The 14,031-nt window shown below is 33.2% G+C and carries 8 protein-coding genes; 3 read left to right on the top strand and 5 right to left on the bottom strand.

Annotation, left to right across the window (positions count from 1 at the left end; translation table 11 throughout):
* Positions 1 to 37: 37 nt before the first annotated feature.
* The 3 genes from NCC77_RS19365 to NCC77_RS19355 are packed head-to-tail and all read right to left on the bottom strand — an operon-like array spanning position 38 to position 4,151.
* Positions 38 to 2,386, bottom strand: a complete 2,349-nt coding sequence (locus NCC77_RS19365) for a choice-of-anchor L domain-containing protein (RefSeq protein ID WP_250837068.1) — start codon at positions 2,384 to 2,386, stop codon at positions 38 to 40.
* A 13-nt stretch (positions 2,387 to 2,399) separates the two neighbouring features.
* Positions 2,400 to 3,236, bottom strand: a complete 837-nt coding sequence (locus NCC77_RS19360) for an ABC transporter permease (RefSeq protein ID WP_250837067.1) — start codon at positions 3,234 to 3,236, stop codon at positions 2,400 to 2,402.
* Positions 3,237 to 3,239: 3 nt separating this feature from the next.
* Positions 3,240 to 4,151: an ABC transporter ATP-binding protein gene (locus NCC77_RS19355; protein ID WP_250837066.1), complete on the bottom strand. Its 912-nt coding sequence runs from the start codon at positions 4,149 to 4,151 to the stop codon at positions 3,240 to 3,242.
* Between the two features lie 106 nt (positions 4,152 to 4,257).
* Between NCC77_RS19355 and NCC77_RS19350 the strand changes: the two genes are divergently transcribed.
* Together NCC77_RS19350 and NCC77_RS19345 are read left to right on the top strand one after the other, a co-directional pair.
* The gene (locus tag NCC77_RS19350) at positions 4,258 to 5,310 is read left to right on the top strand and encodes a hypothetical protein (protein WP_250837065.1); all 1,053 of its coding nucleotides are present in this window, start codon (positions 4,258 to 4,260) and stop codon (positions 5,308 to 5,310) included.
* Positions 5,311 to 5,395: 85 nt separating this feature from the next.
* Positions 5,396 to 6,253: an SdiA-regulated/phytase-like domain-containing protein gene (locus tag NCC77_RS19345; protein WP_250837064.1), complete on the top strand. Its 858-nt coding sequence runs from the start codon at positions 5,396 to 5,398 to the stop codon at positions 6,251 to 6,253.
* Positions 6,254 to 6,421: 168 nt separating this feature from the next.
* Here NCC77_RS19345 and NCC77_RS19340 read toward each other — a convergent pair whose 3' ends face one another.
* Positions 6,422 to 10,153, bottom strand: coding sequence for a metallophosphoesterase (locus NCC77_RS19340; RefSeq protein ID WP_250837063.1), 3,732 nt, complete (start codon positions 10,151 to 10,153; stop codon positions 6,422 to 6,424).
* Between the two features lie 26 nt (positions 10,154 to 10,179).
* Between NCC77_RS19340 and NCC77_RS19335 the strand changes: the two genes are divergently transcribed.
* Positions 10,180 to 11,367 (top strand): Pycsar system effector family protein, encoded by a 1,188-nt coding sequence (locus tag NCC77_RS19335; protein WP_250837062.1) that lies wholly within the window; start codon positions 10,180 to 10,182, stop codon positions 11,365 to 11,367.
* A 216-nt stretch (positions 11,368 to 11,583) separates the two neighbouring features.
* On the opposite strand, the gene NCC77_RS19330 is transcribed toward NCC77_RS19335, so the two are convergent.
* The gene (locus NCC77_RS19330) at positions 11,584 to 13,953 is read right to left on the bottom strand and encodes a GAF domain-containing protein (protein WP_250837061.1); all 2,370 of its coding nucleotides are present in this window, start codon (positions 13,951 to 13,953) and stop codon (positions 11,584 to 11,586) included.
* Positions 13,954 to 14,031: the final 78 nt, after the last annotated feature.

The raw sequence follows: 14,031 nt of genomic DNA, 5'->3' as shown, positions 1-14,031 counted from the left end.
AATTGGGAATTTTAAAAAAAATGGGATTTATTAAAAGTTATCTTTTTAAACTAAAATGCCCTTTGACATTTTTTCCATTAACAAAAAGGAGTGTAAACCAATAATCGTCTGAAGGCATTTCTCTTCCGTTAAAAATTCCGTTCCAACCTGTACCATTTTGAGTCATTTGTTTTAGCAAATTTCCATAACGATCAAAAATAGAAATAGTATAAGCTGGCATTTGATTAATGTTTTTAATAACCCACAGATCATTGTAGCCGTCTCCGTTTGGAGTAAAGAAACGCGGATAATCCAAAACATATACTAAAAACGAATTAGATAAACCGCACCCATTTTTGTCTCGAGCTTTTACATTATATACGCCCGGATTTACTTGTGTGAAAGTGGGGCTGTCTTGAAAAACAGTTCCGTCCAGAGAAAATTCATAATTTCCAACACCCGTATACTGAACTTGAATTGTATTATCAGTTCCAGAAAAATCTTTTACATCTGCTCCCGTAATTGAAGCTGGTTCGGATAAAACTATTTTAAAATTTTTAGTTTTTTCGCAACCATTTGCATCTTTTACAGTTACGGAATAGTCACCAGCACTATTAATTGCGGTAGAATTTGTAGTGCCTCCATTAGACCATGCATAGCTGCTAAAGCCAGTTGCAACGGTTAGCGTCATTTCATCTCCTTTACATAAATAATGCGTTTCTTCTTCAAAATTAGGAGGATCAAATGTGTGTACAATTAGTTCTATTGAAGTAATATCATAACAACTTGGACCATTTACAACGCGAGCATAAATCGTCTGGCTGTTTCGAGTTGTATTTTTGAAAATATTAGGTAGCTGATTGGTTTCGGTAAGGGCATCAGTAGCGGTTAAAAAATAATTGATTGCTAAGCCTGCAGGCAGACCTGTTAAAATTTGAGGAGTCACTTCTGCATTTAAATCAAATTGATACAAACCGTCTTGTATATCGTCTCCATCGCAAGTTGCTACTGGAGATTGGTCTGGAATAGTAGAATTAGAGATGTTTAGTGTAATTTCAGCTATTTTATAACAGCCAAATGTGTTTTCAATTCGGGCAAAAATAATTTGATCTGCACCTTTATTGGTATATCGTTCCGGATTTAAAATTGGATTTGTTTTTGCCTGAGCATCTGCCAAAGTTTCATAATATCCCTGATTAATAAATTGAGAATCATTATTTTTGATGAAATTGCCAGCTTTGGTCAAATCAAAAATTGAAATACCATCAGTATCATCATCACATTGCAGTAAAGAAGTATTTGTCGATGGGATTTCGGCAGCAAATTCGACAGTGATTTCTCCAACAGAAACACAAGTTGTATTGCCCAAGGTTGCCTCCACTTTATACGTTCCCGATGATGTTACGTTGTAAGAAGGAGATGTAACACCTGGAAGTTCAGAATAAGTGTTAGACGCATCTTTTTTAAACCATTTAAAAGTATAACCTGTAGCACTCAAGTTGGTGTTTAAAGCATAAGTTTGGCCATAACAAACAGGATTGTTATTGGCTACAGTTCTGTTTTCTCCAAAATTTATTTTAGTTACAAAACTACCCGCTTCTATAAAAACAGCAGAGTTGTATTGTCTGGTTGCATCATCGGCAACGACCAATTTTAGATGGTATGTTCTGTTCGGAATTACATTTGTAGAGGCATTCATTACAATAGTTTGCCCTGCATAATAGATGGGACTTCCATTTGCATTATAACCATTAAAATAGTTTTCGTTTAAAGCTTCACATCCTTCTAAAGGCTGGCCATAATTGTCATTTACGGTTTCAATTTTAGGATGAACCGTTGTAGCTGACACTGCCGTAGTTGAATTAGGTAGAACGGCAAGATTTTTATATTCTTCAGAACTTCCGACTTCTTTAATTAAGAAAGCAAATCCATCTGAATAAGTGCAAGGAAAATTAGTTTGATATTCATTCGAAGCAAAGATATAATTGAAGCTTATTGAATTGGTCTGCGCTGTAAAATCAAATTCTATAAGTGTTGCTTGCGTGCTATTCGTAATTCCTAAAGCTTTATTAAGATCTGCGTCACCATTCCAACCTAAAATCCTTACTCCTTTGGAATCTTGTTTGTAAAACGGTCCTTCTGCATTTTTGCTAGGAGAAGTAGCTAAAACAATTCCTCCTGAAAAAGGAAAATTGGCACCAGCTGTAAAGGAACCGTAACTTTGTCCACTTAGATTCGGGTTTCCTGATGCCGTTACACTTTGTACATCAATACAAGAACTATTTATTAAAACATTTTGAATTAAATCTGTTGGTGTTGCTGTGTCGGTAACAGAAATATTCTGTGCACTGATTTTATGGAAAAAACAGCACAAAATTAGAATTAGAAATGTTCTTATTTGACTCATAGTAGCAAATATACTACAAATCTCTATTTTTTAATAGTTTGTAAGAAAAATATATAAACACAAAAGTCCAAGCTAAAACGATTAATACAGCAGTATAATCTACACTGAAATTACCTTCTGTTTCGATTCCCATTTGAGTGCCAATATTTTTAATTACCGATAATCTTGGTCCAGGATTAGCAATTAGATTTGACATTGATTCTAAAGGTAAAAACTGTGTGATTTTTTCCTCAGTATCGCTGTTTGGGAAAATTTTAAAAGCCAAAGTCCCTCTTATGATTGCTTCAATAATGCTCCAAACTAAAAGAAAGCCAAGCGCAAAGGCAGAACGTTTTACTAAAATTCCTAAAAACAAACAGAACGAAAAGAATCCTGTCAACTTTACAAAAAAGGCTAAAAGATAATCTAAGTCAGAAAAAATAATTCCAAATTCGGTATAAGATGAAAAAGACAATCCTAGAAGCAAGCTCATGATAAATACGAAAACAGTAGATCCAAAAGCAAATAAAACTACAGTTAAGAACTTGGATAGAATAAATTCTTTTTTGCTTAAACCATCTATTAAGTTCTGTTTTAAAGTTCCGTAGCTGTATTCATTCGCCATCATAGAAACAATTACAATAGCCAAAAAGAATTTAAGCCAAGCAGCCACATACGTATTGAAATGCCAGATAAATGGAAAATTAAAGATTCCCATTTCTGCCAAGTGAAATTTGAAAGGTCCTATATCAAATTTTATTGCAGCGATTAAAGCAATAAAAGAAAGTAAAACAAAATAAGTTAGGGTTAATATACGGCTGGCTTTGTTCATCCAGATTTTTTGAAGTTCTATAGAGAGAAGTCTTTTCATGGTTTAGTTTTTTTGAGCGATGGCGTTTTTGGTTAATTCTAAAAATTGAGCTTCTAAACTGTTTTTACGTTTTACTAAATGGCTTAAAACAATATTTTTAGAAAATAAAAATTGGTTTATCTCTGAGGCAGATAAGTCAGAATTTAAGTAAACTAAAACTTTTCCATCTTCTTCAGCAATTCTATCAATAGCAGGATGTTCTGATAAAACCGTTTTTAAAACTAAATTATCTTCGGCTTGCAACTCAAAGAAACCTTCGTTAGAAGACATTCCGTCAACAGGGCCCGAATACAAAACTTCTCCTTTTCTTAAAACAATTACTTGGGAGCAAACTTTTTCTACTTCGTCCAATAAATGGGAAGCCAATAAAATAGTAGTTCCTTGCGATGCAATTTTTTTAATGATATCTCGAATTTGATGAATTCCCTGAGGATCTAATCCGTTGGTTGGTTCGTCTAAAATTAAAATTTCAGGATCGTTTAAAAGTGCCGATGCAATTGCCAGACGCTGTTTCATTCCTAAAGAGAAAGTGCTGAATTTGCTGTCTTTTCTTTCGATTAAACCCACCAATTCCAGTTTTTCATTAACTTTAGAATAGTTTATATTTTTGATTTTGCAAACCAATTGGAGGTTTTGCTCGGCCGTCATGTACGGATAGAAATTGGGTCTTTCTATAATGGCGCCCACTTTTTTTAAGGCATCATGCGTTTCTACATTGCCATCAAACCAGCGATAATTGCCAGACGATTTATTAACAACATTTAAAACAATTCCTAATGTAGTCGATTTTCCGCTGCCGTTTGGCCCTAGAATGCCATAAACGCGACCTTTTTGTATTTGAAAAGATACATTTTTCAAAGCCTGAATTCGGCCGTATCTTTTGCTTAAATTCTCAATGGTTAATATGGTTTCCAAATTTTTCTGGTTTTAGTTTTTAGTATGACGAGTCAAGTTGATTTTTGTTACTTTAAATTCTAACTTTAAATCGTATTGATGTAAATTTGTAATAAAGATATTTAAAATGAGCGAGCCTTTAATGGTTTTAAAAAAACCGTCTTACCCTTTAACACAGCCACTTTTAAGCTATTTAGAACGATACGAGCGTATTTCTAAAGTTTCTGTGTTTTATGATGACTTGCTTCGTTTTTCAGGTTCTATAAATGTTTATGACAAATATGATAACGATACGCTCTGGATTCGGGTGTATTACGGTGAATTTGAGCGCAATGAAATTGATTTAAATCTAAAGAAAATTTATTCGCTTCTGCATTCTGATGGAAATAGCGAAATCATTCAATTTCTGAATGTCGATGCTATTGATTATTGTACATTCGGAAATTCGAAGCCTTTTAGAATCAAAGTCCGAAACATTCTCAACGATAACTATGTTCATTTTTACATCAAAAAAGCGGATGCTTCCCGTATTTACGGATTAGAATTGGAAGATATTCTTTCGCCAGATAAAATCAACTTTTTGGTTTATAAAGATACCTTGATCGAAGAGCATATTATCGGAATTCCAGGCGATGTTTTTATGGACACACTTCTGGATAAATGTAGCGAAATGGAAAAAGCGCAGATTGCAAAAGAATTTGTAAAATTTAACGAACGCTGTATGATTCGTCTTTTGGGAGATATGCGCGCTTACAATTATGTAATTGTTCCAATTCACGATTTTGATCAGGTTGTTTATAAAATTCGTCCAATCGATTTTGACCAGCAATGTTACGAAGGAAATTTTAAAGTTTATCGCCCACAGTTTTTTAAAGAAAATTTCCCAATGATTCAGTTGATCAAAGAGAAATTAGAAGAACGTTCCATTATTCAGTATAAAGATGAGGAAAGAGCGATTTTAGCAAAACGTATTCATTCTGCCGAAACCAGAATAAAAAAATTACTGAGTATAATGTGTCACGATACCATTTCTACTCATGAACATCTGACGCAGTTAAAAATGGAGTTGTACCGTTATACCAACGATATGAAGTTCAAAAATGCAAAATCGATGGGACACGTTATGCAAGCCGCGTTTGAATTTATTACACGTAATTTTAAAAACACTAACTTAGTTTAAAGTTTTAGCCACAGATTTCACAGATTAAAAGGATTTTTAAATCATTATAATCCTTTTAATCTGTGACAAAATAAAAAATAATATTATGAAAAAATCTTTTTTAGTAGCCGTTTCTATAGTTTTATTGGCGTGTCAACAGCAGTCAGATAGCAAATTAAAAGAACTTTATTCCCTTCCTAAAAAATTAAAAGAAGTTTCGGGAATTGCCTATTTTCCTGAAACTAATTTGCTTTACACTTTAGAAGATAGCGGAAATAAAAATGCTATTTACGCCATTGATTCTAAAGGAAAATTAGCTAAAACAATCACGATTTCTAACGCTACAAATGTCGATTGGGAAGATATTACAAAAGACAAATCTGGAAATATTTATATCGGAGATTTCGGAAACAATGATAACGAAAGAAAAGATTTGTGCATTTATAAAGTTGCAAAAAATCAATTGAATTCTGATTTAGCCAAAGCCGAATATAAAATTTCATTTTCGTATCCAGAACAAAAAGAATTTCCTCCAAAGAAAAAAGAAATGTTCTACGACGTTGAAGGTTTCTTTGAACATGGAGGTTATTTTTATCTCTTTACCAAAAACAGAAGTAAAGGCTTTGATGGAACAGCTTTTATCTACAAAATCAAAAATGCCGCAGGAACTCAAAAAGCAGTAAAAATTGGCGAATTTAAAACCTGCAGTAATTACAACCATTGCGTATTAACAAGTGCAACAATAAGCCCAGACGGGAAAAAAGTAGCTTTATTAAGTCATGATAAAGTACTTTTATTTAAAGATTTTAAAGGAGATTTATTCCATAAAGGCACTCATACAGAACTCAATCTAAATCACTTCTCACAAAAAGAAGCCATCGTTTTTAAAGACAACAATACTTTATTAATCGCCGACGAAAAAACAAATAAAATAGGAGGAAAGGTTTATGAGTTTAGATTCTAAGATTCTGAGATTCTGAGATGCTAAGATACTAAGGTTCTAAGTTTTTCAGAAAAAAGTTAGCCACGAATTCACGAATAATTTAATTAAAATTCGTGAATTCGTGGCTATTTTTTTTAAACTCAGACCTAAAACTTAGAATCTTAGCATCTCAGAATCTCAGCATCTTTTTTAAAAGCTATATGCTGCTCCAAAAATCACCCTTCCAATTTCGTCAGGAGATTTGAAATAAGAAATTCTGGCTGTGATAACATTTATGGCATTCAGCCAAAGTCCGCCGCCGTAATCGTGATGCCATTTTTTAGAATCTTCGCCATCAAGCCAAACTCTTCCGTAGTCGAACCCACCTAAAATTCCATAAGTAAAAGGAACGATCGTTTTACGGATTTTTCCAATACTTAAGCGTAAATCCGAACTTTGAGAAAAGTACGAACTTCCTAAGAAACGCTCATTTCTAAAACCTCGTAAATCGGTATCACCACCAAGAGAAGCACCTTGATAGAATTCGTAATTATTATTGAAAATAGCCTTTCCTTTTACGTAAGTAGCCAATATCAATTTTCCGTTGTGATCAATCTTGTGTGTAAAACCTAAGAAACTCTCCAGAGTAGGGAAATTTTTCTTGGTATCATCCAAATTCGTTGTCCAAGTGGCCGCAACCATAAAGGCCATACCTAAAGTTGGTTTTGCAGCAAAATCTGAATTTTTAAAAAGGTATTTTACCTTTAGACTTCCAAAATTCTGGGTATTAAATACATCAGGATTTACGATTTCAGGAATATTAATATATCGGTTTTCGGTTTCTTCAACAGTCATTCTCTGAAAAATAGGCTGTATGCTAAATTCGCTTCCATATCTTCCAACATGTCTTATGGCTGTAGAAGCATTAAATTTTCTGATTCGGACACGATTATAATCCATTCCTAAATCATCATCATACTGCGACTCATTTCCATAACCAAAATAGTTCATGGCAAAGTTTGGAGTCGTATATAAAGATTCCACATCAATAACCCATTTTCCTAATAAGCCTGGGAAATGTGCTGCATAATTAAATTCTAAACCACCGGTGGCGAAATAGTAAAAAGCATTAAAAATGTGTCTTTGGGTGTAAGGATTTTGTTTAAAATTATTGACTGTATAATTTAAGTTTACGCCCATTTTTACACCATCATCAGGATTATATCCAATGTTCGGAAGTCCTGCAATTACGTTGTATTTAGGTTTTTCGTAGTTATACAAATTAACATCATAGTCATCTGTCAGTTGCGTTTGTGCCTTTGAATCTAAGTTATAAGTGTTTTCTTTTGACTTGAAATCGTAAACAATCACTTTTCTTCCGTTTTCAATGTTATAAGTGTCATTGTTTTGACCTCCAATCAAACGAATTTTAATGCTTGATTTTTCTTCCCCTTTTACTTCAAAAACATCATTATCGTCTAGTCCGTAAATCCAAAGATTTTTTGTTTTATCATCTGTTACATTTTTAGTGTAAAGCAATTTATCGCCTTCTTTTTTAATTCTGAAAACCTGAATTTCAATTCCTTTTTTTACATTATGGTTTAAAACAAATTTGTCTTTTTTGTCTGTTCCAGCAATCATAACGGTTTTGCTTAAGACATCAGAATATCTGCGAGCATACTTTTGAAGATCTCTTTTTCTGCTTTTTAGTTTTGCTTTTATTTCATCGACCGTTTCGTCCTGAACTTCTTTAGGCATGTTTTTGAAAGCCGCATCAATATCTGCATCTGTCAAGCTTTCCTGAATGTATTTAGCCTGTTCAACCCAATCTTTTTCTTGAGCAGTTTTTAGAAATGCCAAATCCATTGGATAAGGTTCTCTTCCTAGCCATTTTACATTGATTCTGTCGCCTTTAAAAGAACGCATATGACGAAGCGGAGGCATATTCATGATAAGCGAAAGCAAAGCGCCATCGTATTTTACAAAAGCCTGATCACGATCTCTCGGAATAGGTCTATAAATTACTTTACCATCTTCTTTATATTCAGCCCAACGCCATTGATCGCTGTGTCTGTCCCAATCTCCTAGAAGGATATCAAATAAACGTGCTTTTATATATTCTTTTTCATCAACGCCATATTTTTCATCTTTATGAAGATTAAGCATCATATCATCAGTTCCAATGATGTTGCTTGGTTTGCCAAAATTTTTACCGTCCAAATGATTGTCAGCTGGTCTTTCTTCTACCATATATAATTGATCTCCAAAACTGGCATTAAATTCACCCAAACCATTTTGTTTCGGAATATAATATAAAATCGGATTGGTATGTCTCAAACCAATTTGATCAGACATACTGCCAATTGCAAAAGAAGAATAAGGGTGAGAAGTAGTATAAAAATCAAATAAGAAATCTTCAACGTAGGTTTTGTCAAAGTCATTTACCACATATTGATCTTTAAAGGCAACTGACTGTAAAAATACTGTAGCACTTTTTTTCATCGCACGCATTATAAACTCACGACCTTTAGGATCAGACATTCTTAAGGAAACAGATTGATGTCCGCCGCCTTCGCGAATTGGTTTCAAGCCACCTTTTAAAGTATCAACCGTTGCTGTTGTGGCTTCAATTGGCATACTGTAGTATTTTCTGTAATGTTGCCCAAATAAAAATCTGTGAAACGCACCTTTTTGAGTCATTTTTGGAGAATAAATCGAAGTGGTTACCGTAGCAGGAAATTTATTCGGAATATCTGAAGCCCAGTTGATTTCTTTGGCTTTTATAATTTCGCGTTCAAAAAGTAACTTCTCTTTGTTATTCTCATTTCCATAATATGAGACTTTAGCATCGCCACTTTTAAACATTGTTAAGACAGCATAACCATTTCCGCCATATGAAAAATCATAAGGATTAATAGCTCTCGCAGCTTCTGATTTTGATCCTGCTCCGCTAATGATCTGCTGAATGTTTTCTTTGCTGATATATTGCAGATTGTGATCGTGTCCAGAAACTACAATGACATTTTTCTGCTTTTGCAAAAGCGTTTTTATTCTTTTAGCATAAATAGTATATTGCTTATTTTGAATATCCTGCGGACTAACTCCAGATGTTTTTCGAACTAAATTGATGAAAGAACCAATTACCGGAAGCGGAATTTTTTGTTCTAGAGGGAATAATTGTTTTTCTAACGAAAATTGTCCACCGTGGGTTCCATTGCTTAATAATGGATGATGAATAGCTAAGACAACTGTCTTTTCTTGATTTTTGTTTAAAAGGCTTTCTAATTCTTCAAAAAATGCTTCTCTAGTTTTTATTTCACAATTATCATTTATAGTTGGATGATCGTTCCAATCTTCTAAAAACCATTCACTATCAACAGCTATCAAAGTAGTAACGCTATCAATTTTTACATCTTCAATTGGGCATGATTTTCTCGGAAGAAATCCTTTTTTGTCATTCAAATATTTCGTGACAAAATCGGCTTGACGTTCTAAACCTTTAATTCCACTGTACCAATCATGATTTCCGGGAATTACAATTGTTCTTCCTTTAAAACCTTCCGTTAATTTTAATTGATTCGTTAGTTTTGTTTCTGCTAAAGCCTTGTCTTCAGGTTTTTTGTTACCTGGAAAACCTTTGGGGTAAATGTTATCTCCCAAGAAAAGAAGTGTCGATTTTTTATTTGCTTTTTTCAGCTTTTGGTGCAAAAGTTCTAGCGTTTGTTGCGCTTGTTCTTCGTCGGCATTTCCAGCATCTCCAACAAGAAAAAAAGTATGTGCAATTTTTATAGTGTCAGTTGCGTTTTCTGTTTCGTTGGCACTAACGTTTTTCCCGTACTGCGGTTTGCGCGTAGAACAAGAGTAAACGATAAATAGGGCCATAATTGCCAAAGAAAAGTTTTTAATCTTGGCAATAAAATGATTATCCAAAAACAATTTCATAATTTAGTGGTATAAAAATATTCTTTATGAATCTAATAGAACAATCCGAAGATTTTGTCGGTAATTTACTCAAAGATAAACTTTCTAATTTATATTCTTACCATAATTTTAACCATACTTTCACAGTAGTTACAGCGGTAAAAGAACTATGCAAAAAAGAAGATGTGGAAGGTGAGGACAAAGAGGCGCTTTTGGTTGCTGCATGGTTTCATGATACGGGCTACATCGAAGGTTATGAAAATCATGAGCATAAAAGCACTGAAATTGCAGCAGATTTTTTGCGTAAAAAAGGAAAATCGGAAGAATTTATTGCGCTTGTTTCAAGTTTAATTTTGGCAACAGTTAAAGAATATGAGCCTAAAACGCATTTAGAAAAAATTATAAGAGATGCAGATTACGCGCATTTAATGGGAGCGGAATATGCCACAACTTGCGAATTATTGCGTCTGGAATTGAAAAATGCAGGAATAGTTAGTTTTTCTAATGCCGAATGGACAAGAGAAAATTTAAATTTCTTACTGAATAAACATAGATTTTATACCGATTACGCTTTAAGAAAATGGCAACCATTGAAGGAAAAAAATCTATTAATGATTCAGAAAAAAATCAATAAACAGGAATTGAAAGCCGCTGCTGCACTTGAGGAGGAAAATAAAAAGAAAGAAAAAGCTGAAAAAGCAGAAAAACCAGACCGAGGAATTGATACCCTGTTTCGTGTCACTCTCGGAAATCACACTCGATTAAGTGGCATTGCAGATAGTAAAGCCAATATATTATTGTCTGTAAATGCGATTATTATTTCGATTGCATTATCGTCTATTATTCCAAAATTAGACAGTCCGAAAAATGCACATTTAGTTGTTCCCACTTTTATCATGCTGATGTCTAGTGTAATTACCATTATTTTTGCCATTCTTTCTACGCGTCCAAAAGTGACTTCTGGATTTTTTACAAGAGACGATGTGGAAGCTAAAAAAGTGAATTTAATGTTTTTTGGAAATTTCTATAAAATGCCTCTTGAAGATTACGATTGGGCAATGAATGAAATGATGAAAGACAGAGATTATTTGTATTCGACCATGATCAAAGATTTGTATTATCTCGGATTGGTTTTACAACGAAAATACAATTTACTCCGAATTGCCTATAACTTTTTTATGTTCGGAATTATCATAACAGTAATCGCGTTTGTGATTGCTTTTAAATCAATCTAGATTTAGACAACTTTGTCAAAGTTTCAAACTTTGACAAAGTTTTTTTATATAGAAATATTTTAAACACATAGAAACATAGTTTTTTCTTATCTACAAGAATAAAGAAAGAAACTAGTTTCTCACACATAGCTATGTGAATTGATGCAAGTGAAACGCCTTTTTTAAGTTTCAAAATCTATGTTTCTATGTGTTTAAAAACAAAAAAAGCTCAACTATTTAGTTGAGCTCATCTAATAAATCCTGATAAGTTATTTTCTTGATTTCCGAGTTTGAATTATTGTTGATTACTTTAACACGAATCGCTCTTAATCCAGAAACTCCCTGAAGATCTTCAACTTCAAATTGTTCAATAGAAGGCTCAAGAATTTTCTTGTGCTGTAAATATTTAATGTATTTTAAATATTCTGCTTCTTCGCTATTTTGAGAATATACAATTGTGATTTTTTCTTTCTCCGTAATTCTTTCGTTTGTTCCTTTAATATGCGATTTGTCAATTCGTTTTTTAACGACTTCATATCTTGCATTATAAGTTCCATCAACGTCAAAACGCTTTTCATCCATTCTAAAACGAATTGAAAGTGCAGAACTGAAAACCAAAATCAACGAAGTAACATCCAATTCGTAAGGCAGAGATTCTTTAAGATCATGATGCTCTAATTCCATTTCGCATAAAGTCTGCAATTGCCATAGGCGAAGATTATGCAAATACATGATATCGAATGGTTTCGTTGGCGAAATTGAAGCTCCAATATATAAATTGTGTTCTACGCCATCTGTTTTAAAACGTTCGTAATAATGCGGATAAATCTGTTGCGCTTCAACTTGTTTTCTATCTAAAACAGTTGCGAGTCTTTTATTGATAATTGACATGGCATTGTCGAACTTTTTTCGTTCGTGGTAAAACATTCCGGTTTTTTCATCCAGTTTTTCAAAGTACAATTTTTCCAGCTTTTCGCTTTTCGCATTGCTCTTAGTATTTTTTAAAATCGGATGAATTTCTTCTTCAATATAACGCTGAACATGTTGTTCTGTGTCTGCTTTCAGAGGAAAATCCAATTCGCTTCTAAGCGATTCCAGTTCAAATTTTCTCTGTTCCAAAAGAACAAGATTCGAATTAGATTCTTGATTATCAAAGATCTCCAAAAGAGCCGTAAGCTGACTTTTTAAATCAGTTTTTACCGTTTCATTTCGGTGTTCAGACGAACCTTTAATATCTATTTGGCCATACAGCGGATATACATTTTTAAAGACAATTTCTTTAAAAATATAATCCTTAGTATGATTCATATTCTGAAAGTAATTTTGTGATTCCCTTTTAAACTTCCAATAAACGCTAGGGTGAATTGTAGTATATTCTCGCTGAATAATCGCTTCGATCTGATGCTGCATATCAGTATTGTAACGATCAATTGTGTCAGTCAAATAGGGAAGAACCAAGTCTAGTTTTGTAGCATTTACGCTGTTTAAATCTCTCGGATTTTCAGAAACCAATTCAACAACACCCAATAAATGTCCGCTTTTGATGACTGGTGCAAAAATACAGCTCTGAATTCCTTGTTGTAGTAAATGTTCACCAAGTCTTTTATTGGTTTGTTCTTCAGTGAATTTGCTGACATTAGAAATAACGAAAGGTTCTCTATTGTCTAGTAAGTTTTCAAAAGAACAGCCAAAAAAAGCATTTTTGCAATCTACTTCCTGATCAGAAGAAAGTAAGAAGCTCTTCATCTGATTTTCGTATTTTGCTGGTCGGATAAATTTCTCTTCCTCGGGATTGTAGATAATAAATCCGACTTTTAAATTAGGAAGATTAAAAATGGACTGAAAAATATTAGAAACTTCTTGATCTGTTGCAACTGTTTTTGGTCCAGGTTTTAGCAAATTACTTTTCAAAATCGAAATAGCACTTTCTGTTGTGGCATCAAATAATGAAACAATTCCGAAGCCTCTTAAAATCCAGCTTCCTTTCGGGAACTTAGATTTCCACAAATTAATATCGTTATAATTATCTATTAATTGATCGATATCTTCTTGAGTTAATGGTATAGAATTTTCAGTTGGAATAATTTCCATGAAATCAGCATTGTACAAAATTCTATAATGCTTTTCAATACCATTTTCATCTGGAATGTCGTAGAAAAAGGGCTGATTGAAATCGATATGCTGTTTGTAATAGTTGCTTAAAATTAAACAGCAGTTGTTGATGTAAAATTGATGTTCGCTAAAATCACGAATTTCCATGTAAAATTCGTCTCCCGCATTTTTCAAAATTTTCTTGAAACGCTCCGTATAATTGAAAGAGATATTTTGAAACGGAATCGTTACCGCTTTTATTTCGTTCTGCGTCAATGCAGTCGGAAATAAATCGGCTAATATATTTTTAATTAAAGCTTCATTGTTCTTGATAACCGAATAATCCTGTATTCCAGTCCTAAGTTCCGGAATTAATTCAATCTGTTCTAAAATCGCTTTGGCATAGTTTGACCTGTAATCAACGTCTGATTGTGCAATTTCTTCAAAAGATTCGATTAGCTTGTGAAATGAAATTATAGTAGTAAAAGGACTTTCTTTAAAAAATTGAATATCCATCTGAGTAATTTTTTAATGCAAAATTAAGGATAAATTAAGAATACTCCACATTTTTTGATTTCTTTCCTCTATAGTTAA

The sequence above is a fragment of the Flavobacterium tyrosinilyticum genome, assembly GCF_023656565.1.
Lineage (GTDB): Bacteria > Bacteroidota > Bacteroidia > Flavobacteriales > Flavobacteriaceae > Flavobacterium > Flavobacterium tyrosinilyticum.
Note: the sequence above shows the minus strand (reverse complement) of the source record. Positions and strands in the feature narration are given on the sequence as shown.

Bases quoted from the DNA above. Each gene is read 5' to 3' on its own strand.
- NCC77_RS19360 (WP_250837067.1), bottom strand. From the start codon at position 3,236: ATGAAAAGACTTCTCTCTATAGAACTTCAAAAAATCTGGATGAACAAA.
- NCC77_RS19330 (WP_250837061.1), bottom strand. From the start codon at position 13,953: ATGGATATTCAATTTTTTAAAGAAAGTCCTTTTACTACTATAATTTCA.
- NCC77_RS19340 (WP_250837063.1), bottom strand. From the start codon at position 10,153: ATGAAATTGTTTTTGGATAATCATTTTATTGCCAAGATTAAAAACTTT.
- NCC77_RS19350 (WP_250837065.1), top strand. From the start codon at position 4,258: ATGAGCGAGCCTTTAATGGTTTTAAAAAAACCGTCTTACCCTTTAACA.
- NCC77_RS19335 (WP_250837062.1), top strand. From the start codon at position 10,180: ATGAATCTAATAGAACAATCCGAAGATTTTGTCGGTAATTTACTCAAA.
- NCC77_RS19345 (WP_250837064.1), top strand. From the start codon at position 5,396: ATGAAAAAATCTTTTTTAGTAGCCGTTTCTATAGTTTTATTGGCGTGT.
- NCC77_RS19365 (WP_250837068.1), bottom strand. From the start codon at position 2,386: ATGAGTCAAATAAGAACATTTCTAATTCTAATTTTGTGCTGTTTTTTC.